Below are 23,237 nucleotides of genomic sequence, written 5' to 3'. Positions count from 1 at the left end.
TATGATGAACACTATGACGACTGATGAACTTACCATCGCCATCGCTGTGCCGCTCGAAGCAGAGCACGTAGAGCTGATCCGCGCTGTAGATCCCTCCGTAACAGTTCTCTACGATCCCGAACTGCTCCCCCCGGAGCGCTTCCCGGCCGATCATGCCGGCGACCCCGCTTTCAAGCGGACGCCCGAGCAGGAGGAACGCTACTGGGCCATGTTGAACCGGGCCCAGGTTCTTTACGGCTTCCCCAACGAAAGCCCCGCCGGCCTGGCGCGCATCGCTGTGGAGAACCCGCACCTGGCATGGATCCACGCCATGGCCGCAGGAGCCGGTGGAGCGGTCAAGGCTTCAGGCCTGGATACCGAAACCCTGCAGAAGTTCCACGTCACCACCTCAGCCGGAGTCCATGCACTTCCGTTGGCCGAGTTCTCCGCGTTCGGCATCCTCAGCGGTTTCAAGCGCAGCGCAGAGATGACACAGGACCAGGCAGCCAAATCCTGGCCCGAGCTGCGCACCCCCACCAAGTTGGCCAATGGCTCCAAACTGATCATTGCCGGCCTGGGCGAAATCGGAATGGAAACAGCACGGATTGCGCGCGCCCTCGGGATGAAGGTCAGCGGCACCAAACGCAACGTCGGGGCCATCGAGGGCATTGATGAGGTCACCGATAACGACGGCCTGCCCGGATTGCTCGCCGACGCCGATGCTGTAGTGAACACCCTTCCCGGCACCCCCTACACGGAGAAGCTGTTCAATAAGGACATCTTCAACGCCATGAAGCCCGGAACAGTATTCGTCAATGTGGGTCGCGGAACGGTGGTGGACGAGGACGCCCTGCTTGAAGCACTGGACAACGGACAGGTTTCCTATGCCTGCCTGGACGTCTTTGCCGTCGAACCACTCCCCCAGGACAGTCCCCTGTGGAGCCACCCCAAGGTCCTGGTGTCCCCGCACACTTCCGCCCTGAGCGCCGCCGAGAACCGCCTCATCGCGGAACGGTTCTGCAGCAACCTTCGTACCTTCCTGGCCGGCGGCGAACTGCCCCACCTGGTGGACCCCATCCACTTCTACTAATCCTCGTTCCGCCCACGGGCTTACGTAAGTTCAGTGCAAAGGCACGGCCATGGCAGTTTTGGCCGTGCCTTTGTTGTATCGGACGGCGTAGCATCGCCACATGAACGCCTCGGAGATCCCGCAACGCACTGTCGTGCGCTTCTTTCCGGACTACGGGGATACGGTGCTCTGGCTTGATGTTCCCATCGAGTACTCCCTCACCGGGTTAACGGAGGAACTGGTGCATGAACTCCGGGACTGGGAACAGTTCTACTACGATTCCTTGACCCGGGACTTTACCTGGAAGTCAACGGAAAGAGCTGCCAAATACACCGTAGAAGGTCAGCGCCTGGCCCAGCGGGTGGCGGACGAACTAGGCGACGGCTACCAAGTTGAATTCAAGCCCTACGGGGAAAACGCGCAGGCACGCCGATTCCATGGGACGAAGGCGCCCAACGCCACCGCCGTTGCTGCCTTCGACGCCCTTGCAGCTGCGGCACAGGCAGGGAAGGAGGAAGCCTTCCGGGCCCTTGCCGCCCGCCAGCCCGGTGAAGGTACGGGATGGTTCGCCACCGCTCCCCTTTCGGGCAAGGTGTTCAGGCCGACGCGGGCCGAACCGGAATAGGACGTTGAAGGCATCCTCGACGACAACAGCGCGGCACTCTCCGAGTGGAGGGTGCCGCGCTTTTTTGTTGTGCCGGACGCAGTTGTGCCGGACGCAGTTGTGCCGGACGCAGTTGTGCCGGGACGCTACTTGGCGTCTTCTGTGCTGACGAGGTCGCGGCCCGCCGTCTCCGGGGTGAAGAACGTGGTGACGAAGGAAATGAGCGCCAGGACCAGTGAGTAGATAGCCAACACCAGCCATGAATGGTTGGTCGCTGCCAACATCAGCGCACCCAGCAGTGGTGCGAGGCCACCAGCCAGGACGGCCGAGATCTCGCGGCTCATTGCCACACCGGTAAAGCGGTACTGGGAGCCGAACAGTTCCGGAAGCAGCGCACACTGGGGGCCCAGCATTGACTGGACACCGATAGCGATGCCCACAGCCATGACAACCCATACGAGGGTGACGTTGCCCAAAGTGACCAAGTAGAAGGCAGGAACAGCAATGATTGCCTGGAAGAGTGCGCCGTAACGGTACACCGGAACACGGCCGTACTTATCGGACAGTGCACCGAACGTCACCACCAGGACTGCAGCAAAGCCTGCGGCGATCAACAGGCCCACAGGACCAATCGAGTTGTTTCCGGCAAAGACACCGGCGGGCATGCTCATGAATGACACCAGCAACGCCGAGTAGATGGACGAGTTGCCGTTTTCTCCCATACGGAGCCCAATGCCCAGGAGCACATTCTTCTTGGAGTGCTTCCACAGCGCACCGATCGGGTTCTTGACCACGTTCTTGTGCTTTTCCAACTCCTGGAAGGCAGGAGTCTCCTTGAGCTTGAGGCGGATGAAGATAGCCACAGCAATCAGGATGAAGCTTGCCAGGAACGGTACGCGCCACAGCCAACCCTGCAGGACTTCCTTGTCAGCCATGGCGATCAAGGCAAACGTCCCCGCGCCCAGAAGGGTTCCCAACTGGATGCCCACGAATGGCAACGAGGCGAAGAACCCACGACGACGACGCGGAGCTACCTCGGAGATCAGCGTGGTGGCGCCTGCCTGCTCGGCGCCGGCACCGAGTCCCTGGATGATCCGCAACGTCACCAGCAGCACAGCGCCGAGCATTCCGGCCTGCTCGAAGGTGGGAAGCAACCCAATGGCGAAGCTTGCTGTACCCATCAAAGCGATGGTCAGGATCAGAACCATCTTCCGGCCGAACCGGTCCCCGATGTAGCCAAAGATCAACCCACCAAAGGGGCGGGCGGCGAAACCGACACCATATGTGGCGAAGGAGGCGATCAAGGCACCGTCCGGGCCGAGAGGCGAAAAGAACAATGGGCCAAAAATCAGCGCGGAAGCCAGACCATAAATGTAGAAGTCGTAGTACTCCAAGGCTGAACCAACTGAACTGGCCAAGGTAGCCCGGCGCAGCTGTTCCGGCGCAACCACAGCATCGTCAGCCTCAGCTGCGATCTGTGCATTAGTACGAGTTATCACAAGCACTCCCTCAAAATCACCCCAGGCCCCCGTTGGCCCGGCGAGATAGTGATGGCATCACCGCCAAGATCACTATGATGAACAGCGTACAGCTTGTTGAACCAACTGCCAAGGTTGTAATCAGATTTAATCTGATGGAGTTGATTGAGGTGATTGAGGTGATTGGCCAGTCGCTACCCCATGGGATTGCCCAGCGAGCGGGCCAACTCCTTGAGCTCTTTGACCATCAATGCCCCCTGCTCCTGGGAATAGGTCGCCTTCAGGGCAGTCACGGACAACCCCAGGCTTGGGCCGTGGGCGCCGTGCGTGGGTACGGGCACGGCCAGGCAAACCACGCCTACTGTGGACTCTTCGTCTTCGAACGCGAATCCCTGCTTCCGGATGTCGGCTATCTGTGATTTGAGCTCTTCAGCGGTGCGCAGTGAATTTGAGGTCATCACCGGAAGTTCCATGCCATCAGGGAACAAGGACTCAATATCGTGGTCATGCAGTTGTGCCAGGAGGGCTTTTCCTACACTGCACAGGGACACAGGCATCTTGTCCCCGATATTGGACGTCAGCCTCACTGCCGGATGCCCCTCGTACCGGGCCAGGTAGATCACGTGGTCGCCGTCGAGCATGGCGATGCGCACCGTCTCACCGGAAAGCGTCGGAGCCTGCTCACAATACTTGTAGAACTCCTGAACTTCATCGAGGCGGCTAAGGTAGGCCGCGCCGAGCTCCACCAGCTTCCGCCCCAAGGCAAAGTCGCCGCCCTGGCGGGTGATCAGGCGGGCTTCCTCCAATGCCAGCAAAAGATTGGACGTGGATGATTTGGGGATGCCGAGTTCACGGGAAAGGTCGCTCAGCGTCAGCCGTCCTGATGAAGACCCCGCCAGAGCGTCAAGCACAGCGGCTGCTCGGGTTACGGCCGGCGCCGGCGACGAAGCGCCCAGCCCTTCAGAACGGGTGGTGCGGGAATCTGCCATGATTCTCCTTCGTCAGTACTCTCATTACGTTCAATCAGCTGAACACTTCCCATCATAGTGGCAGGGCGGTGGCAGAATCGGGCTCTTCACGCACGATCAGCTGCGGGGCCGGGCAGATGGCCATGCCCGGCTTTTCAAACCCAAAAGTTCGCTGTATATTCATTTTCGAGCTCTCCACCGCGGCATCCCCCAATAGTCGTGGTGGAGAGCTCATCCATTTCCCCGGGGAAAGCTAGGCCGCGGCCACTTCTTCGCCCCGGAGGCTCCAGCCCCCACCTGCACCGTCCCGCACCAGTTCCCATGTAGCGATGCCCGACCGGACATTGTTTCCCAAACGGACCTGGACTTGCCAGACCTCCACATCCACGCGGCCTTGCCCCCGCGGCATCCGCCGTGATTGCTCCCACCAGGGAATGCGCTCAAACCAACGCACGGGCTCCACGACGATCTGCCACTCCCGGCTTCCCCTGACGACCACAACCGGTGTTCCTTGCGCGCTGCTGCGGATATACACGTGCTCCATGGAGAGGACACTAAGAGCAGGCCCTGACATTATGTCCATGGCCGGGCCACTGTGGCCCGGGAATACAAAAACCCCGCCAATCCCAGCCGCAAGGCCTGGATTGACGGGGTTTCACTTGGTGGGTCCTACCGGGATCGAACCGATGACATCCACGGTGTAAACGTGGCGCTCTACCAGCTGAGCTAAAGACCCATCTTGCGGCTTCAGTGCCTTAGCGCTTCAACCAACGAACAATGACTCTACATGATCAATTGGGAGAAATGCCAATCGGCGAATTCCCGCTGGGAAGATCAGGCAGGTTCCGGGCCAGATAGTCCAAGGCCCCGCTGACTCCAAGCTCGAGTTTCATCGTGGCGAAGTCATCGCCCCGGGTGGTTCCGCGGTTGATGATGAGCACGGGTTTCCCGGCCTTTGCCGCATGGCGCACAAAGCGCAACCCGCTCTGGACCGTCAGTGACGAACCCGCCACGAGGAGCGCCTCAGCTTGATCCACCATGCCATAGGCACGCTCCACCCGGTCCTTGGGCACGTTTTCGCCAAAATAGACGAAATCTGGCTTGAGCGTCCCCCCGCACCGGGGGCAGACAGCCATGACAAATGACGTGATCAGCTCCGGATCCTCAACTGTGGCATCAGCATCGGGGGCCATTTCCACGAGCCCGGACTCCACCGCGGCCTCGATGAACCCGGGATTAATCTCCTCCAGAATGGCTGCAATGAGCCCCCTGCTGAAGGTGTGCCCGTTCTCCAAACAAACCACCTGATCAAAACGGCCGTGCAAATCCACCACGTTGACGCTGCCCGCGTCCTCGTGAAGCCTGTCCACGTTTTGGGTAATGAGGCCGGTCATCAGTCCCCTGCGCTCCATAAGAGCCACAGCCGCATGTCCTGCGTTGGGGTCCGCGTGCCTCAAATGGGACCATCCCAGATGGTTCCGGGCCCAATAGCGCCTCCGGTTGGCTTCACTGCCGATGAACTCCTGGAAGGTCATGGGATTACGGGGCGCAGAACCAGGACCTCGATAATCCGGGATGCCGGAGTCGGTGCTCAGTCCGGCGCCAGTCAGGACAGCTAGACGCTTTCCCGCAATAATGCCTGCAGCTTGCCTGACGGCAGTGAGTTCCCCGGGATCCAGTTGAGACACCGGCGCGGGAGCCATGCTGGCAAAACCTGTCATGCCGACTCCGGGCCGGTGGTCAGTCATGCTCCGTGCCCGTTCAGCGCCGCGAGTGCTTGGCGGTACTCAGCCAAGTCCCTCGCCTGGCCGCGTGGATTGACCACGACGTAGCGAATGATGCCTTCGGCATCGATGATGAACGTTCCCCTCAAAGCCATGCCACTGACGTCGTCGAAAACTCCGTACGTCCGGGCTGCAGCACCATGAGGCCAAAAATCGGCCAACAGGTCAAAGCCATAGCTCTCCTGTTGGGCATAAGCGCGAAGGGTGAACTTGCTGTCTACTGAGACCGCAAGAACCACGGCGTTCGAATCTTCGAACGCTGCAATATTGTCGCGGATCTCACATAGTTCACCCGTGCAGATCCCTGAGAATGCGAAGGGGTAAAACACCACGACTACATTCCTGCCCCGATAATTGGACAGTCGGACAGGCTCGCCGAATTGGTTGACCAACTCGAAGTCCGGGGCAGGTTGGCCCGGCTGCGGTATCACCGCTGGAGCCGGGGCCAGTCGGACATCGATCACTTGTTCTTCTTCGGCACCAGTCGGGTGGCACTCCAGTCTTTAGACACCCCTGCGGAGGTAGTCAGGTGCAGTCCGGACGTGGGGGCCGCGTCCTGGATGTCAGCCGGGGAAACATAGTTGTCACGGCCTGACTTAGGGGTCAGTACCCAGACAACTCCGCCTTCCTTCAGTGTCGTGAGCGAATCCATCAGGGCATCAACCAGATCACCGTCGCCATCCCGCCACCAAAAGACAACGGCATCTACTACGTCGTGGTCGTCTTCATCCAGCAGCTCAGAGCCCGTGACATCTTCAATGTCGTCACGCAAGTCGAAGTCGACGTCGTCGTCGTAGCCGCGCTCCTGAATCAGATCCCCATCTTTGAAACCCATTCGTTCCGCCACATTTACCGATGTGGCGGCGTCGGCCTCGCTCACGTTTCCTCCTTTTGAAGTGACTTCCATTACTAACAGCCAACACCCTTTGGGCGTGTGCTTCAAGCCATTGTCCCTGCCGCAGGCCACATTCCGCACTACCGGGGGCGTTTCGGGGCTTTGACAACCACGTGCTTTCGGTCACGCGGGCCGCCGAAATGTGACATACAACGCCCCTCGGGGCCCACGGCTACGCATCGCAGGGCAGTGAAAGCTAGAGTGGCCATGAGCGCTCTGGCTGCAGGGCGATCGCCCCGATGAATTCTACTGGGCAGCCAAGCGCTCACAAGACCTGCCCGGCGCATCCGACCGGGCTGTTGAAACCGAGATGTCGCACACGACGCGTTCACGACGGGCAGATACCCTGCCAGACCTGAGGCGCCGATGCATGCGCCTAAAGGAAGGTTGGACGTGGCTGCAGGAGAAGAGACCTCACACATCCTCAGCGGGTTGACTGCCCAGCTGCCTGATCGTGATCCGGAAGAGACCGCTGAGTGGATTGAGTCCCTTGATGCGTTGATCGCGGAGCAGGGTACCGAGCGTGCCCAGTACATTATGCGTTCGTTGTTGCAGCGTGCCGGCGCGAGGTCGGTGGGTGTGCCGATGGTGACGACCACTGATTATGTGAACACGATCCCGGTGGACCAGGAAGCAGAGTTCCCGGGTAACGAGGAGTTCGAGCGCCGGTACCGGGCGTATATGCGGTGGAACGCCGCGGTCATGGTCCACCGTGCGCAGCGGGCTGATATTGGTGTGGGCGGGCATATCTCCACTTATGCCGGTGCCGCGACCCTGTACGAGGTGGGGTTCAACCACTTCTTCCGCGGCAAGGACCACCCCAGTGGCGGGGACCAGGTGTTCTTCCAGGGCCACGCTTCCCCTGGCATGTACGCCCGCGCGTTCATGGAAGGCCGTCTCACGGAAGAGGATTTGGACGGGTTCCGGCAGGAAAAGTCCAAGGCCGGCCATGCCCTGTCCTCGTACCCGCACCCGCGGTTGATGCATGATTTCTGGGAATTCCCGACCGTGTCGATGGGTATCGGCCCGATGAACGCGATCTACCAGGCCCAGTCCAACCGGTACCTGCAGAACCGTGGCATCAAGGACACCTCGGACCAGCAGGTCTGGGCGTTCCTCGGTGACGGGGAAATGGACGAGCCCGAGTCCCGTGGCTTGCTCCAGCTCGCCGCGAACGAGAACCTGGACAACCTGAACTTCGTGATCAACTGCAACCTCCAGCGCCTGGACGGACCGGTCCGCGGCAACGGCAAAATCATGCAGGAACTCGAAGCGTTCTTCCGCGGCGCGGGCTGGAACGTGATCAAGGTCGTCTGGGGCCGCGAATGGGACCACCTCCTGGAAAACGACCGGGACGGGGCGTTGGTGAAGATCATGAACGAAACCCCCGATGGTGACTACCAGACCTACAAGGCCGAGTCCGGCGGGTTCGTCCGTGAACACTTCTTCGGTAAATCCCCGCAGACCAAGGACATGGTCGCGGACTTGGACGACGAACAGATCTGGGGCCTCAAACGAGGCGGCCACGACTACCGCAAGGTCTACGCCGCCTACAAGGCAGCGACCGAGTTCAAGGGCAAACCCACGGTCATCCTGGCCAAAACCGTCAAGGGCTACGGCCTGGGCCCGCACTTCGAGGGCCGCAACGCCACGCACCAGATGAAGAAACTGACCATGGAAGACCTCAAAGCCTTCCGTGACCACCTCCGCATCCCCATCAGCGATGAACAACTCGACGCTGACCTCTACCGGCCCCCGTACTACCACCCCGGCATGGACGCCCCGGAAATCAAATACCTCATGGACCGCCGGGCAGAACTTGGCGGGTTCGTCCCCGAACGCCGCCGCAAACACACCCCCGTGACCCTGCCCGAAGCGAAGTCCTACGACGTCGCCAAACGCGGATCCGGCAAACAACAAGCCGCGACCACCATGGCCTTCGTCCGGCTCCTGAAGGACCTCATGCGGGACAAAAACTTCGGCGCACGCTTCGTGCCCGTCGTCCCGGACGAATCACGGACCTTCGGCATGGACGCGTTCTTCCCGACCGCGAAAATCTACAACCCCAAAGGCCAGAACTACCTCTCCGTAGACCGCGACCTCGTCCTGGCCTACAAAGAATCACCCGCCGGACAACTGATCCACCCCGGCATCAACGAAGCCGGAGCCGTCGCAGCCTTCACCGCCGCCGGCACCGCCTACGCCACCCACGGCGAACCCCTGGTCCCGATCTACGTGTTCTACTCCATGTTCGGCTTCCAACGCACCGGCGATTCCTTCTGGGCCGCAGCAGACCAAATGACCCGCGGCTTCATCATCGGCGCCACCGCAGGACGGACCACCCTCACCGGCGAAGGACTCCAACACGCCGACGGACACTCCCCCATCCTGGCCTCCACCAACCCCGCCGTGAAAACCTACGACCCCGCCTACGGCTACGAAATCGGCCACATCATCCGCCACGGCCTCGAAGAAATGTACGGCGAGAACAACACAGACGGCACCGGTGAAGACCGTAACGTGATGTACTACCTCACCGTCTACAACGAACCCATCACCCAACCCGCGGAACCGGAAAACCTCGACATCAACGGGCTCCTCAAAGGCATCTACCGCCTCGCCGAAGCCCCCGCAGGAGACGGGAACAACAGCAACCGGCCCACCGCGAACATCCTCGCCTCCGGCGTGTCCGTACCCTGGGCCCTCGAAGCCGCCCGGATCCTCAACGACGACTGGGGAGTCGCCGCCACCGTCTACTCCGTGACCTCCTGGAACGAACTCCGACGCGACGGACTCGCCGCCGAAGAACACGCCTTCCTGAACCCCGGCCAACCCGCCCGCACCCCGTTCATCACCGAACAACTCGCAGGCACCACCGGACCAGTCATCGCAGTCTCGGACTACATGAAAGCCGTCCCCGACCAAATCCGCCAATTCATCCCCAACGACTTCGCCTCCCTCGGAGCAGACGGCTTCGGCTTCTCCGACACCCGCCAAGCCGCACGCCGCTACTTCAAAAACGACACCCACTCCATCGTCGCCAAAACCCTCCAACTCCTCGCCGCCAAGGGAGAAGTTGAAGAAGGTGCCCTGGAAAAGGCCATCGAGAAGTACCGGCTCCTGGATGTAAATGCCGGCACCACCGGCGGTGCAGGCGGAGACGCCTAACAACTGCAGGCAGCACCACCCGCAGGCGAACCCCGGGACATAGTCCGGCAGCGGGGAATGCCAGCACCAACGCAACGGCGGCTTCCACCGAAAGGTGGCAGCCGCCGTCGTGGTTTAACCATGTGGTGATGGTTCAGCCAGGCAGCGCGACGCAAACATGGCCGAAGACGGCTCCCGCACCTGTGATCAGCAACAACGCGAGTTGTAGCCTTCTCACAAATGGAGCTTGTCCGGGATGGGCCGTATGCTCATTCCATGGCAGAGCCGAGCAAAACCACCACCAAGCGCAAGGCAGCAACCCAGGCGTTGTCGCCGGAAAAGGCCGAAACTCTGCGTCAACTCCGTGCCAACGTGGGCCAATTGTCCACCAGCACCATGCGGCAGCTCGAGAAGTCATTGCCTTGGTACAGCCGTTTGAGCTCCGATGAACGCTCGGCGTTGGGTCTGGTGGCACAGAACGGCATCGCGGCGTTTGTGACCTGGTATGAGCGGCCCAGCTCGCCTTCATGGATCCTTACCGATGTGTTCGGCAATGCCCCGACCGAACTGACCCGCTCCATCAGCCTGCAAAAGGCGTTGCAGTTGATCCGCATCGTGGTCGAAGTGGTGGAGGACCAGGTTCCGGTGATCGCCCCGGAATCCGATCAGCCCTCACTGCGTGAAGCGGTCCTGCGGTATTCGCGGGAGGTGGCTTTTGCTGCCGCGGACGTCTACGCCCGGGCTGCCGAGTCCCGGGGCTCCTGGGATACCCGCTTGGAGGCACTGATCGTGGACGCCATCCTTCGTGGTGAGAACACCGATGCCTTGCGGTCAAGGATCGCCGCATTGGGGTGGAAAGCCCAGGAGCGGTTCACGGTGATGGTGGGCAACTCGCCGTCGGAACCCAGTGCCAGCTACGTCAGTGAACTGCGGCGCACCGCCGGACGTTTTGCCGAGGACGCCCTGGTGGGTATTCAGGGTGACCGACTCATCCTGATCCTTGGCGGCGTCCAGGACCGCGATACTGCCTACCTCAAACTCAGCGAACTTTTCGCCCCGGGCGCTGTGGTCTACGGCCCTGAGGCCGGGTCCCTGCTGGAGGCCAGCAGCTCTGCCCAAGCGGCATTCGCGGGCCTCACTGCCGCCCGCGCCTGGCCCTCCGCCCCGCGACCCGTTGCCGCCGACGACCTGCTTCCCGAGCGCGTTGTCTCCGGTGACGACGCGGCACGCAGGTCCTTGATCAAGAATATTTACCGTCCCTTGCTGGCCGCCTCAAATGGCCTGGTGGAGACCTTGGGGACCTACCTTGAACTGGGCCACTCCCTGGAAGCCACGGCACGTGAACTGTTCGTCCATGCCAACACTGTGCGTTACCGTTTGAAGCGTGTGTGCGACGTCACGGGCTGGGATCCACTCCTTCCCAGGGAGGCTTTTGTGCTCCAAACCGCCTTGGTAGTAGGACGGCTTTCGGCCCAACCGAAAGCCGCTGCCGAGCGTCATGCGTCGCGTTCACAGAACTGAACCGTTGTAGACTTCCTACAAACTGACCCAGTGAGCTTGGTGTACCAAAACACCAGTGGATCACGTGGCAATTTGGAAAGCTGGATACGTGCTTGCAATCGTCTGCCCTGGACAGGGCTCCCAGACCCCCGGATTTTTGGCCCCTTGGCTGGAACTCCCCTCCGTCGAAGGCCAACTGGCCAACCTGAGCGAGATCGCAGGCATTGACCTCAAGGCCCACGGCACCACCTCTGATGAAGAAACCATCAAGGACACTGCGGTGGCCCAGCCGCTGATCGTTGCGGCCGGACTCGTTGCTGCCACGTCGCTGTTCGACGTCGAACTCAGCACCCTGCCGGTGATCCTCGCCGGCCACTCGGTCGGCGAAATCACCGCTTCGGCCCTGGCCGGTGTCCTGACGGAAGCGGAGGCCATGACTTTCGTGCGGGAACGCGCCAACAGCATGGCTGCTGCCGCCGCGGTCACCCCCACGGGCATGAGTGCAGTGGTGGGCGGAGACCCCGCTGAAGTATTGGCAGCCATCGAAGCCACTGGCGCAACGCCGGCAAATGTCAACGGAGCCGGACAAACCGTCGCAGCAGGTACCTTCGAGCAGCTCAAGGCACTTGCCGAAAATCCCCCGGCCAAGGCCCGCGTGATTCCGCTCAAGGTTGCAGGCGCCTTCCACACCGCCCACATGGCACCTGCAGTCAGCGCACTTGAAGCCCTCAAACCCTCGCTTTCGCCCCAGAATCCCACGGTTCCACTGCTGTCAAACCACGACGGCCAAGAAGTCACAGCCGGGCCGGCCGCCGTCGACAGCCTGATCGCCCAGGTTTCCCGCCCGGTCCGCTGGGACAAGTGCATGGAGACAATGGTGGGACGCGGCGTCACCGGCGTCATCGAACTCGCCCCTGCCGGCACCCTGACCGGCCTTGCCAAGCGCGGCATGCCCGGAGTCAAGACCGTCGCCGTCAAAACCCCGGATGACCTGTCCGCGGCCCTGGCGCTCTTCGCAGAATTGGAGGGACAGGCATGAGCACTCCCGTGCTGAACAAAACTGTTGTCAACGAGAATGCGCGCATCCTCGGCATAGGCGCCTACCGTCCCGATGTCATCGTCACCAACGAAGACGTCTGCCAGTGGATCGATTCCTCGGATGAGTGGATCCGCCAGCGCACCGGCATCATTACCCGCCACCGCGCTGCTGCCGACATCAGCGTGATCGACATGGCTGAAGGCGCTGCGCGGGAGGCACTCCAGCAAGCTGGAATCGAAGCGTCCCAACTCGGCGCCGTGATTGTCTCCACCGTGACACACCCTTACGCCACTCCCTCGGCTGCTGCGGCCCTCACCGAACGTTTGGGCGCGACGCCGGCACCTGCCTACGACATCTCGGCCGCCTGTGCGGGATACTGCTACGGCGTTGCCCAGGCCGACGCCCTGGTGCGTTCCGGCGCAGCCCAGTACGTCCTGGTTGTCGGCGCGGAAAAGCTCTCCGATGTCATCGACAACCATGAACGCACCATCTCATTCCTCCTCGGCGACGGCGCAGGCGCCGTTGTGGTCGGTCCGTCCGACACACCGGGCATCGGCCCTTCGGTATGGGGCTCGGACGGCAGCAAATGGGACGCCATCGGCATGACCCACTCCCTCGAAGACGTCAAGAAACTGGGCGAATCCGCAAGGCATTCTGACGAAATCGACGATCCCGCCATTCTTTCGGCCACCCAGGATGTTTGGCCGACACTCCGGCAAGATGGCCAGACCGTGTTCCGCTGGGCAGTTTGGGAAATGGCCAAGGTCGCCCAGCAGGCGCTCGACGCAGCCGGAATTGAAGCCAGCGACCTCGCGGCCTTCGTTCCGCACCAGGCGAACATGAGGATCATCGACGAGATGGTCAAGAAGCTCAAGCTTCCCGAATCCGTTGTCATCGGCCGCGACATCGCCCAGGCAGGCAACACGTCCGCGGCGTCCATCCCGTTGGCAACGCACCGCTTGCTTCAGGAGAACCCTGGGCTAAGCGGCGGCCTGGCCCTTCAGATCGGGTTCGGCGCCGGGCTGGTCTTCGGTGCCCAAGTAGTGGTTCTGCCGTAGACCGGGAATCATCCCGGGTTCTCACCAGCCAACTGAATACGACTTACAAACCCAAACCGCAACCCGCGGTTTGCCCCCTTTCCGGCAGTAGCCGGTACAACAAGAAAAGGAGCCAACAATGGCTAGCAACGAAGAAATCCTGGCCGGCCTGGCTGAAATCGTCAACGAAGAGACGGGCCTCGCCACCGAAGCCGTAGAGCTCGACAAGTCCTTCACCGAGGACCTGGACATCGACTCCATCTCCATGATGACCATCGTTGTCAACGCTGAAGAGAAGTTCGGCGTACGCATCCCGGACGAAGAGGTCAAGAACCTCAAGACCGTCGGCGACGCCGTCAGCTTCATCGCCAACGCACAGGCCTAGTCCTGACACCAGCTGTGCCGGGCCCGGATCTCCATCCTTCGCGCCCGGCACAGCCGCAGTAACACCCAAAGATTTTTTTGCCTCCCCTTGTAATGCTTCAGGCGGGACGGCTATCCGACAGAGAGTGATCGCATGGCACGCAAAGTAGTCATAACCGGTCTGGGGGCCACCACTCCCATCGGCGGCGACGTACCCACAATGTGGCAGAACGCGCTGAAAGGGGTCTCCGGTGCCCGCACACTCGGCGACGAGTGGGTGGCCAAGTACGACCTCCCCGTCCACTTTGCTGCCCGGTGCTCGACGCCGGCACTTGAGGTCCTGAGCCGCGTAGAGGCAAAGCGCATGGACCCCTCAACGCAGTTTGGCGTGATCGCTGCCCGCGAGGCGTGGTCTGACTCCGGCCTTGAAGACATTGACCACGACCGGCTGGCAGTAGCCTTTGCTACCGGCATCGGCGGCGTATGGACGCTCCTTGATGCTTGGGACACGCTCAGGGAAAAGGGTCCGCGACGCGTCCTGCCCATGACCGTTCCCATGCTCATGCCCAACGGTGTAGCAGCGGCGGTCAGCCTTGACCTCGGAGCCCGTGCGGGAGCCCACACCCCGGTGTCGGCCTGCGCCTCCGGAACTGAAGCCCTTCACCTGGGCCTTGACCTGATCCGCTCGGGCAAAGCAGACGTTGTGGTGTGCGGTGGCGCCGAGGCTGCCATCCACCCGATGCCCATGGCTGCGTTCTCCTCCATGCAGGCCTTGTCCCGCCGCAACGACGAGCCGGAGCGTGCCTCCCGCCCGTACGACATCGACCGCGACGGCTTTGTCATGGGTGAAGGCGCCGGCGCGCTGGTCCTCGAGGCCGAGGAACACGCCCTTGCCCGTGGCGCCCGGATCTACGCCGAACTGGCTGGAACGTCCGTCACCGCGGATGCCTACCACATCACCGCCCCGGACCCCGAAGGGCTCGGTGCCACCAGGGCGCTGAAGGCTGCCATGTTCGATGGTCGCATCCAGGCCGAAGACGTCGTCCACGTCAACGCCCATGCAACGTCCACTCCGGTGGGCGACAAACCTGAGTACACGGCCCTGCGTGCCGCTCTGGGAACTCATGTGGACAATGTGGCGGTCTCCGCTACCAAGTCGCAGATGGGCCACCTCCTGGGCGCATCAGGGGCTGTTGAAGCGGTGCTGACCGTGCTCGCCGTCTACGAGCGCAAGGCACCGGTGACCATCAACCTCGAAAACCAGGATCCTGAGATCCCCCTCGACGTCGTGACGTCCGTCCGTGATCTTCCGTCCGGTGACATCGTGGCGCTGAGCAACTCCTTCGGCTTCGGCGGACACAATGCCGTCATCGCAGTCAGGAACGTCTAAGCGTCGGTTGCCTGCGGGCATTGACTAAGTGAGACGTGAAAAGGGCCCCACCATCCGGTGGGGCCCTTTTCGTTGCTATGGAAATTGCCGGCGTCGAACACTTCAGCGAAGCTGCCGGCCTCAGCTGCGGCGGCGTTCTAGCCGACCTGGTGGAGCCAGCGGACGGGAGCGCCTTCTGCGGCGTGCCGGAACGGTTCAAGTTCCTCGTCCCAGGCTTCACCCAGCGCCAGGGACAACTCATGGTAGACAGCCGAGGGGTCCCCTGCACCTGATTCGTAGGCATAACGGATGCGGTCCTCGGTGACCATGATGTTGCCATGGACATCCGTGACGGCATGGAAAATTCCGAGCTCCGGGGTGTGGGACCAACGGGCTCCGTCCACTCCCTGGCTCGGTTCTTCGGTTACCTCGTAGCGCAGATGCGCCCAACCCCGAAGGGCTGATGCCAACTGCGCCCCGGTACCGGGAGTCCCGGTCCACGACAACTCTGCCCGGAACATTCCAGGCGCGGCAGGTTGAGGGGTCCACTCAAGATCGGTCCGCTTGTCTACGACCGATCCGATGGCCCACTCAACGTGCGGGCAGAGTGCCGTAGGGGCCGAGTGCACAAACAGGACACCGCGGGTTGTTGCAACAGACATTCCATCCTCCATAGCTGTAGGTACGTCTTCCCCAACGACCTCTGCCTGGATGTTTGCTGTTGCTGCCGGATGCCAAGTGACTCTTGCAGGCCCTGACAGGCTATTGAATTATGTGAAGCACTACTGACGATCTTGGCACAGGGGTAACCCTCAACTGTGAATTGAAGGTTTCCCCGTGGTGCTCTTATTTTGCCGTACGACGCCCGTTTCCGCCAGTGCGCTGCTTCGGCGATCGTACTTACGCCCTGGGATGCGCTTGTTGGTAACTCTTCCGCAATCTGTCCACCGACACGTGAGTGTAAATCTGCGTGGTTGCCAGGCTGCTGTGACCAAGAATTTCCTGCACGGCACGCAGGTCCGCTCCCCCATCCAAAAGGTGGGTAGCTGCGCTGTGCCTCAGTGCGTGCGGTCCTGTGGCCGAAGTATCGCCCAAAGCCTGCAGCAGTTCGCTGACCACGGACCGGATCTGGCGTGGATCAACCCGGTTTCCCCGCACTCCCAAAAAGAGTGCCGGTCCGCTGTGAGAGGTGACCACTGCGGGGCGTCCCCGGCGAAGCCAGTCATCGATTGCCACAGCTGCGGGAACCCCGTAGGGGACAGTCCGTTCCTTGTTTCCCTTGCCCAGAACCCGGAGTGTCCGCCGGTCAGGGTCCAGATCATCGACGTCCAAGCCGGCAAGCTCGCCGACTCGAACTCCGGTGGCGTAGAGGAGTTCCACCATGGCCCTGTTTCTCACTGCCATGGGGCCGCCGTCTGCCGCTGCAGTGTTAAGGTCATCAACTATCCGGGTCACCTGCTGCTGCTGGAGGACGCCGGGCAAGGACTTGTCCCTCTTGGGCGCCTGAAGACGGACCGCGGGGTCCACGGCAATGATCTCCTCCCGCAATGCCCACGCGGTGAAAGACCTGGCCGTAGCTGCCCGCCGGGCCAACGTGGCCCTTGCCATTCCCGCTTCACTCTGTGCGCCAAGCCAGCGCCGCAGCGAGCCCAATTCCACTTGGCCGAGCTCTTCGATGCCCTCCTGCACGGCGAAACCCAGGAGGCTCTCTACATCGGCAAGGTAGGCGCGTACTGTGTGCGCAGACCTCGCCCTTTCGCCTTCCAGATACCGGCGAAAGCCCTCCATTGCCCTGAGCATCGATGCTGGCAGTGATTGTCCGTCCACATATCCCACTTTGCCAGTATCAGGGGCCAACAGGCCGGATCAACATGATGTTCCGGAACGGCTCAGGTGTTTCCAGCCCTTTTCCAGGCACCCCGTTCCGAGCTGGCCAAGCCCATAAGCCCCAGCCGCCCCAGACCTGCCCGCACGGCATCCGGGCTCAGGCCGGCAACCACCGTCAGCTTTTCCACCGAGCTTGCGGATCGGAGCGGGAGGGCATCCAGGAGGATGAGGTCTTCAAGCGACAAGCCATCGTGTATGGCTGATTCGACGTCTGCTGCCCCGCTGTTGGATTCTCCGATGGCACCGGCCAGCTCAGTGATCTCACCAGCGTCCGTGACGCAGATGGCTCCTCCTTCCCGGAGCAGGCGGTGGCAGCCAGCCGAATTCGCACTGTGGATGGACCCGGGAACCGTCGCAACAACCCTGCCGATCGATTCAGCATGATGTGCCGTATTGAGCGCCCCTGAGCGCCACCGCGCCTCCACCACCACCGTGACCGATGCCAGGGCTGCGATGATTCTGTTGCGCTGCAGGAAGCGGTAACGGGTTGGAGCGGATCCCGGCGGCACTTCCGAGACAACAGCGCCTTGGGTGGCTACGGCCCGGAGAAGATCGTCATTTCCAGAGGGATAGAAGCGGTCCACACCGCCGGCCATCACAGCAATGGTGGGCAGGCTGGCTGCCCCACCACCGAGTGCCCCACGGTGCGCGTGGGCATCGATGCCATAGGCACCACCGGATACCACTGTGTAGCCACGCTGGGCCAGGGCGTAGGCAAAATCACCTGTGACCGATGCCCCGTAGCTCGTACTGTCCCTCGACCCCACCAGGGCAATGGTTCGACCAACAGGAGGCAGCGGCTGCTCCTGGCCCCGCCACCAGAGGCAGAGCGGCTCCTGGAGACCGAGATCGGAGAGTTGCTCCGGCCACAGCTCATCGCCGGGAATGATCAAACGCCCACCAAGCCGCCGCATTGTCTCCAAGTCGCGATCCGGGGCAAGGTCTTTGATGCGTGGCGCCCATCGCCGAAGACTGGCCGTGAGCCCGGCCCAGGTGGATGGTCCTCCGGCTTCAAGAAGGAGGGCCGAGATCTCCTTCTCCAAGGCCGGGCCGGTCGGCAGTTCCCCGGTAGCGACACCCAGGGCATCAACCGCACCGAGAGCCCGCACCAAGGCAAGGCCCACAGAGTCCTGGGGTTCCATGAGCCGGGCGAGCGCTGCCCGGGCAATCCGTTCTTTGTCCTGCGTCGCCACTACGGCCATTGGCCTGGTTCCTTTCGTTTCAATATCCCTCATGTCACGGCCGCCGTTTGCCGCAGCCCCAGCGCTTGGCCGATGTGATCGGCATTTGGTGTTCCGCCATGTCCCAGGTCTGCCAGCGTCCAGGCCAGCCGGAGCACGCGATCGTATCCGCGGGCCGTCAGTGTTCCTCGTTCCAACGCCGTGTCCAGGATCCGGGTGGTCCCCGGCGGCAGCCGCAGCTCACCCCGCAGAGTGCGTCCTGGAACCTGGGAATTGGTTTCGAGCCCCAGGTACCCCAAGCGATCCAGCTGGATTGCCCTCGCCGCCAGGACGCGGGCCGCTACGGTGCGTGTGTCTTCTTCGTCTGTTCCTGCTTGCCCGAAATCCGCCAAGGAGACCCGCTCAACCTGAAGCTGGATATCCACCCGGTCCAGCAACGGTCCCGACATTCTCCCGAAGTAGCGTCGCCGCATCATGGCGGTGCAGGTGCAGTCCATGCCCTTGCCCGACGCCTTCCCGCACGGGCAAGGGTTGGCCGCCAGGATGAGCTGGAAACGGGCAGGGTAGGCTGCAGTTCCAGCCGAGCGGTGAATCACCAGTTCGCCGCTCTCCAGCGGTTGCCTGAGGGCATCGAGCACCCGACGCTCGAACTCCGGGGCTTCGTCCAGGAACAAGACCCCGCGATGCGCCCGTGACGCTGCGCCGGGTCGGGGAAGCCCGGATCCACCACCAATGATGGCAGCGGGTGTGGCACTGTGATGCGGATTCTCAAAGGGTGGCCTTCGAACCAACCGCACGGCAGAGGACTGCACTGCGGCCAACGAGTGGATGGCCGTCACTTCCATGGCAGCGTTGTCTGCCAGATCCGGGAGCAGCCCCGGCAAGCGCTCAGCCAGCATCGTCTTTCCAGCACCCGGCGGGCCGGTCAACAGCATGTGATGGCCACCGGCGGCAGAGACCTCAAGCGCGCGGCGTGCCTCGCCTTGGCCCGAGACATCACAGAGGTCCGGCACAACGGCGCCTTGGACGTCCTCATCTTCGCCCGGCAGGGTGCCGCTCCCGGGATCGTAGTCCAGAGCCAGCTCTTTGGGGTCGGCGCCGAAGTCGAAAGCGAGCCTGGCGAGCGTCTTGTATCCGCGGACGTTGGCGCCGGGGACCAAGGAAGCCTCCACGGCGTTGGCTTCAGCCACCACCACATCGGGATAGCCTGCCTGGACTGCTGCCATTACTGCCGGCAGGATGCCGCGGACAGGCCGCAAGCGGCCATCCAGGCCCAGTTCAGCAATGAACACCGTCCGGCCGATGGAGCGCACGTCATTGGCGGCGCGAAGAACCGCCATGGCAATGGCGAGATCAAATCCCGAACCCCGTTTCGGGAGGGATGCAGGTATGAGGTTGGCGGTGATCTTACGCCGGCTCAGGGGGATCCCTGAGTTTTGGGCGGCCGACCGGATTCGTTCCTTGGCTTCGTTCAAAGCAGCATCGGGAAGCCCCAAAATCACGAAGTTTGGGAGGGTCTGGCCAATATCTGCCTCAACCTCCACGATGTAGCCGTTGAGCCCCACAAGCGCTACGCAGTAGCTGCGACCCACGCCCACTCAGCCCACACCCCGCAAGTGGTCAAGCTCCGGTTCGTCCTCGCCGTTGTCAATTACTGACACGACGTCAACGCGCCTCCGCGGTGCCTTCAGCTCATGTTCACGGCACCAGGCAGAAGCCAAGCGGTGGAGCCGGGCCAACTTGGCAGTCCCCACTGCTTCAAAAGGATGTCCGTAGTCCAGGCTCCGGCGGGTCTTTACTTCCGCCACCACCAGGGTGTCGCCGTCGATCGCGACGATATCAATTTCACCGTCCGGGCATCGCCAGTTCCGGTCGACGATCCGCATTCCCTGTGTTTCCAGGAAACCGGCCGCCAATGCTTCGCCATTCCGGCCCAGCAGGTCTTTTGATCTCATGACCACCACCTCCGCTTACCAGCCTTCCGGCTGGAGGCGGCAAACGGCAGGGGCACACGGGGCTATGTGGGTAAACCCGCCAGGATCAATGCTGTGGAGGAAGGCTCACACGCTAGTTGCCGAGATCTCCCAAGTCTCCCAGCCCGCCATCCTTGGGCAAGGACAGGTCTTCGCTGCGGGGCAGTTCTTCGACGTTGACATCCTTGAAGGTAATAACGCGGACGTTCTTCACGAAACGGGCCGAACGGTAGACGTCCCATACCCACGCGTCCTGCAGGGTCAGGTCGAAGTAGATCTCCCCGTCTGCGCTGCGTGCCTGAAGGTCTACATGGTTGGCCAAGTAGAAGCGGCGCTCTGTTTCCACCACGTAGCTGAACAGCCCGACAACATCCCTGTACTCGCGGTAGAGCTGCAGCTCCATGTCGGTTTCATAGTTCTCAAGGTCCTCGGCGCTCATAGTTCCATCTTGCACTATCTGCCGGCCGGGACGCGCCACCGAGGCCCTGCGTGCAGCGGCCAGACCAGGCGCGATACCTTGGCGGGCTTGCTCAGTCGGTCTCCGGCCCCGTCAGGTTCCAACTGGTCCGGTGGTAAGCGCTGGGCCCTTGCAGCCGGATCACGTCCCTGTGGGCGGAGGTGGCATATCCCTTGTTTTCGTTCCACCCGTAGGCAGGGACCTCGGAGTGAAGGTCAACCATGATGCGGTCCCGGGCCACTTTGGCCAGGACACTGGCAGCGGCGACACTGAGGCAACTCATATCCGCTTTGACCCGGGTATGCACAGGGGCCTCGCACCACGGCCCGAGCGCGGGCTCATCAAAGAGGGAGGCTTGGACGTCCGGCGACAACCAGTTGTGGCTGCCATCGAGCAGGACGACGTCGGGTGTGATGCCCCCGGCCAGGATCTCCAGCCAGGCACGCGTCCCTGCCAGGCGCAAAGCGGCAATGATGCCAATATCGTCAATCTCCCGTGACGAGGCATGACCCACTGCCGACGCAACGGCCCAATCACGGACCAGGGGTTCCAACCTGTCACGGTCCTCCGGCTTGAGCAGCTTGCTGTCCCGGACATCGGCCAACAATCCGTGATCCTCAAGGTTGACCACGGCAATTCCTACACTGACAGGTCCGGCAAGGGCTCCACGCCCCACCTCATCCACGCCGGCCAGCAGCCGTACTCCGGGCGACAGGAAGGATCGCTCCACCTCGAGGGTGGGGAAACCAACAGGACTTTTTGCCTTGGGCTTTGACTTGCCGCCGGACTTGGCCTTGTTCCTGGCTGCGGCCGAGCCCGTGGACCTTGCTGCGGTCCGCCCCGTGGGCAGGGCTGCGGCCGAACCCGTGGACACGGCAGGGGCCTTGCCTGCAGCCTTGCCCTCCGGGTCTGTGATTGCCCTGGCCATTATTTCCCTGCAGTTCCTGCCGGGACGTCCTTGAAGACGTCCGGGAAGTTGTCGAGGTAGGTCCAGCGGTTGACGGGCCAGGCTATGACCGTGGCGCGGCCTTCAATGTCCTCGATGTTAATGAACCCGCCGTTGGTCTCCTGGTGGGCACGGGAGTCGGCCGAGTGGTTTCGGTTGTCGCCCATCACCCACACTTTGCCCTCCGGAACAACGATGTCGAAAGGGTTTGGCTGCGGTATCTCGGCCGGATTGATATAGGTCTCCTCCAGCGGGACCCCGTTGACGCTGACGCGCCCCTGGGCGTCGCAGCAGGTTACATGGTCCCCGGGAAGACCGATGACGCGCTTGACCAGGTGCTGATCGGTGTTGTCGGCCGCCAAACCCACGAACTCCAAGGCATCCCCTACCCAGTCCATGGGGCCGGCAGGCTCTTTGGCAACCGGCGTCAGCCAGTTCTGGGAGTCCTTGAACACCACGACGTCGCCGTGTTGCAGTGCGAAGGGCTCAGGAACCAGGAGGTTGATGAAGATGCGGTCGTTGACATCCAGGGTGCTTTCCATGGATTCCGACGGAATGTAGAACGCCCGGAAAAGGAACGTCTTCAGGAGGAAGGACAGCACCAGCGCGATGGCCACCACTGTGACGATCTCCTTGACCCACACAAGTACAGGATTTTTGCGGGGCTTCTCCAGCGCGTGGGCGCCACCGGGGGTGTCGCCTTTGCCGTCGTTGCTGCCGGCTGCGGCAACTGGAGGCTCGGCGTTCGCACTGGAACCGTCATCGGGCAGGCGGGAACCAGCCACTCCGGCGGTACTTGCCGTTCCGTCCGAGGCCCGGGCGTCGTCGTCGTACCGCTCGGGATTCTCTGGAGCTTTGTCCGGCATCTACTGTCCGTTCTTCGATATTTCGGCCTGCGGAGAGCGAGGCATTTCTGCAAATCTATCAAGTGGCCAGATGATCTGGACCGGTCGGCCAATCACTCGTTCCACAGGAACCATACCGCCGCCCGGTGCGCCCAGCAGCCCACGGGAGTCGGCAGAACGTGAGCGGTGGTCACCCATGAGCCAGAGGCGGCCCTGAGGCACCACGACATCGAATTTCTGCTTACTGGCTTCATCCCCGGGATAAACATAGGGTTCCTCAAGCGGCTGGCCATTGACTGTGAGGAGGCCGCCTGAATCGCAGCACTGGACATGGTCTCCTGCAACTCCGATGACCCGCTTGACGTACGTGGTGTCGCTGCCGGTCAACCCGAACCATTGGCTCGCGGCAGAAACGGCGTCAACGAACGGGCCTTGTCCACTGCTCAGCGGAGCGAACGAGCCGCGGCCGTCGAAGACCACGATGTCACCGCGGCGGATGGGTTCGGATGTAAAAGCTGTCCGGGACACCAAAATCCGGTCCCCCGTCCCGAGGAGGGGTTCCATGGATTCGGACGGAATGTAGTAGACGTCAAGCCACAGCGACCGGACCAGTCCACTGATGGCTATGGCCAGGACCAGTGCCAGGAAAACAAAACGCCAGCCCTGTTTCCGGGGCTGGCGTTCTGTTGTGTCCATGACTCGTATCCCTGTTGCGT

23 protein-coding genes and 1 tRNA gene are annotated in these 23,237 nt (G+C 62.2%); 8 read left to right on the top strand and 16 right to left on the bottom strand.

The window, feature by feature from the left end:
* Position 1: 1 nt before the first annotated feature.
* On the top strand, positions 2 to 1,069 hold the full coding sequence (locus AC6JA3_RS09115) for a D-2-hydroxyacid dehydrogenase (protein WP_347783271.1): 1,068 nt from the start codon (positions 2 to 4) through the stop codon (positions 1,067 to 1,069).
* 100 nt (positions 1,070 to 1,169) lie between these two features.
* Positions 1,170 to 1,673: an immunity protein CdiI family protein gene (locus AC6JA3_RS09110; RefSeq protein ID WP_347783270.1), complete on the top strand. Its 504-nt coding sequence runs from the start codon at positions 1,170 to 1,172 to the stop codon at positions 1,671 to 1,673.
* A 125-nt stretch (positions 1,674 to 1,798) separates the two neighbouring features.
* Here the strand turns inward: AC6JA3_RS09110 and AC6JA3_RS09105 are convergent, their stop codons facing one another.
* The 7 genes from AC6JA3_RS09105 to AC6JA3_RS09075 form a co-directional block, all read right to left on the bottom strand.
* The gene (locus AC6JA3_RS09105; protein ID WP_035761160.1) at positions 1,799 to 3,157 is read right to left on the bottom strand and encodes an MFS transporter; all 1,359 of its coding nucleotides are present in this window, start codon (positions 3,155 to 3,157) and stop codon (positions 1,799 to 1,801) included.
* Between the two features lie 167 nt (positions 3,158 to 3,324).
* Positions 3,325 to 4,119 (bottom strand): IclR family transcriptional regulator, encoded by a 795-nt coding sequence (locus AC6JA3_RS09100; RefSeq protein WP_497920081.1) that lies wholly within the window; start codon positions 4,117 to 4,119, stop codon positions 3,325 to 3,327.
* Between the two features lie 232 nt (positions 4,120 to 4,351).
* Positions 4,352 to 4,642 (bottom strand): hypothetical protein, encoded by a 291-nt coding sequence (locus AC6JA3_RS09095; RefSeq protein ID WP_035761159.1) that lies wholly within the window; start codon positions 4,640 to 4,642, stop codon positions 4,352 to 4,354.
* 116 nt (positions 4,643 to 4,758) lie between these two features.
* Positions 4,759 to 4,834, bottom strand: a tRNA-Val gene (locus AC6JA3_RS09090).
* A gap of 55 nt (positions 4,835 to 4,889) precedes the next feature.
* Positions 4,890 to 5,846 carry an NAD-dependent protein deacetylase gene (locus AC6JA3_RS09085; RefSeq protein WP_497920080.1) on the bottom strand — a complete coding sequence of 319 codons (957 nt, stop codon included), beginning with the start codon at positions 5,844 to 5,846 and terminating at the stop codon, positions 4,890 to 4,892.
* Positions 5,843 to 6,346 carry a peroxiredoxin gene (locus tag AC6JA3_RS09080; RefSeq protein WP_497920079.1) on the bottom strand — a complete coding sequence of 168 codons (504 nt, stop codon included), beginning with the start codon at positions 6,344 to 6,346 and terminating at the stop codon, positions 5,843 to 5,845. Before AC6JA3_RS09080 ends, AC6JA3_RS09085 begins: the two co-directional genes overlap by 4 nt.
* Positions 6,343 to 6,762: a DUF3052 domain-containing protein gene (locus tag AC6JA3_RS09075; RefSeq protein ID WP_026542347.1), complete on the bottom strand. Its 420-nt coding sequence runs from the start codon at positions 6,760 to 6,762 to the stop codon at positions 6,343 to 6,345. Before AC6JA3_RS09075 ends, AC6JA3_RS09080 begins: the two co-directional genes overlap by 4 nt.
* A gap of 381 nt (positions 6,763 to 7,143) precedes the next feature.
* Here AC6JA3_RS09075 and aceE point away from each other — a divergent pair, with 381 nt between their 5' ends.
* The 6 genes from aceE to AC6JA3_RS09045 all read left to right on the top strand — a co-directional run bounded on the left by aceE (position 7,144) and on the right by AC6JA3_RS09045 (position 15,253).
* A complete protein-coding gene (aceE, locus tag AC6JA3_RS09070) occupies positions 7,144 to 9,945 on the top strand; it encodes a pyruvate dehydrogenase (acetyl-transferring), homodimeric type (RefSeq protein ID WP_497920078.1) in 2,802 nt (933 codons plus the stop codon).
* 255 nt (positions 9,946 to 10,200) lie between these two features.
* On the top strand, positions 10,201 to 11,445 hold the full coding sequence (locus AC6JA3_RS09065; protein WP_026540277.1) for a PucR family transcriptional regulator: 1,245 nt from the start codon (positions 10,201 to 10,203) through the stop codon (positions 11,443 to 11,445).
* Between the two features lie 88 nt (positions 11,446 to 11,533).
* Positions 11,534 to 12,463 (top strand): ACP S-malonyltransferase, encoded by a 930-nt coding sequence (locus AC6JA3_RS09060; protein ID WP_175493334.1) that lies wholly within the window; start codon positions 11,534 to 11,536, stop codon positions 12,461 to 12,463.
* A complete protein-coding gene (locus AC6JA3_RS09055; protein WP_026540275.1) occupies positions 12,460 to 13,521 on the top strand; it encodes a beta-ketoacyl-ACP synthase III in 1,062 nt (353 codons plus the stop codon). The genes AC6JA3_RS09060 and AC6JA3_RS09055 overlap by 4 nt, the downstream gene beginning before the upstream one ends.
* A 118-nt stretch (positions 13,522 to 13,639) precedes the next feature.
* Positions 13,640 to 13,885, top strand: a complete 246-nt coding sequence (locus AC6JA3_RS09050; RefSeq protein WP_011692310.1) for an acyl carrier protein — start codon at positions 13,640 to 13,642, stop codon at positions 13,883 to 13,885.
* A 132-nt stretch (positions 13,886 to 14,017) separates the two neighbouring features.
* On the top strand, positions 14,018 to 15,253 hold the full coding sequence (locus AC6JA3_RS09045) for a beta-ketoacyl-[acyl-carrier-protein] synthase family protein (RefSeq protein ID WP_026540274.1): 1,236 nt from the start codon (positions 14,018 to 14,020) through the stop codon (positions 15,251 to 15,253).
* A 137-nt stretch (positions 15,254 to 15,390) separates the two neighbouring features.
* On the opposite strand, the gene AC6JA3_RS09040 is transcribed toward AC6JA3_RS09045, so the two are convergent.
* The 9 genes from AC6JA3_RS09040 to lepB (AC6JA3_RS09000) form a co-directional block, all read right to left on the bottom strand.
* Positions 15,391 to 15,894, bottom strand: a complete 504-nt coding sequence (locus tag AC6JA3_RS09040; RefSeq protein ID WP_026005636.1) for a DUF3145 domain-containing protein — start codon at positions 15,892 to 15,894, stop codon at positions 15,391 to 15,393.
* 238 nt (positions 15,895 to 16,132) lie between these two features.
* Positions 16,133 to 17,020: a tyrosine recombinase XerC gene (locus tag AC6JA3_RS09035; protein ID WP_497920630.1), complete on the bottom strand. Its 888-nt coding sequence runs from the start codon at positions 17,018 to 17,020 to the stop codon at positions 16,133 to 16,135.
* 101 nt (positions 17,021 to 17,121) lie between these two features.
* Positions 17,122 to 18,354 (bottom strand): DNA-processing protein DprA, encoded by a 1,233-nt coding sequence (dprA, locus tag AC6JA3_RS09030; RefSeq protein ID WP_026546032.1) that lies wholly within the window; start codon positions 18,352 to 18,354, stop codon positions 17,122 to 17,124.
* Positions 18,351 to 19,898 carry a YifB family Mg chelatase-like AAA ATPase gene (locus AC6JA3_RS09025; RefSeq protein WP_026546033.1) on the bottom strand — a complete coding sequence of 516 codons (1,548 nt, stop codon included), beginning with the start codon at positions 19,896 to 19,898 and terminating at the stop codon, positions 18,351 to 18,353. The genes dprA and AC6JA3_RS09025 overlap by 4 nt, the downstream gene beginning before the upstream one ends.
* Positions 19,899 to 20,264 carry a YraN family protein gene (locus tag AC6JA3_RS09020; protein WP_175493332.1) on the bottom strand — a complete coding sequence of 122 codons (366 nt, stop codon included), beginning with the start codon at positions 20,262 to 20,264 and terminating at the stop codon, positions 19,899 to 19,901.
* Between the two features lie 103 nt (positions 20,265 to 20,367).
* A complete protein-coding gene (locus tag AC6JA3_RS09015) occupies positions 20,368 to 20,712 on the bottom strand; it encodes a DUF2469 domain-containing protein (RefSeq protein WP_026540269.1) in 345 nt (114 codons plus the stop codon).
* Between the two features lie 91 nt (positions 20,713 to 20,803).
* Positions 20,804 to 21,580, bottom strand: coding sequence for a ribonuclease HII (gene rnhB, locus AC6JA3_RS09010; RefSeq protein ID WP_043431953.1), 777 nt, complete (start codon positions 21,578 to 21,580; stop codon positions 20,804 to 20,806).
* A 77-nt stretch (positions 21,581 to 21,657) separates the two neighbouring features.
* A complete protein-coding gene (gene lepB, locus AC6JA3_RS09005) occupies positions 21,658 to 22,542 on the bottom strand; it encodes a signal peptidase I (protein ID WP_026540267.1) in 885 nt (294 codons plus the stop codon).
* Entirely contained in the window at positions 22,543 to 23,217 is a 675-nt protein-coding gene (gene lepB, locus AC6JA3_RS09000; protein ID WP_026546035.1) for a signal peptidase I, read from the bottom strand.
* Positions 23,218 to 23,237 lie beyond the last annotated feature (20 nt).

The sequence above is a fragment of the Arthrobacter sp. TmtSoilC79 genome (assembly GCF_059739405.1).
Note: the sequence above shows the minus strand (reverse complement) of the source record. Positions and strands in the feature narration are given on the sequence as shown.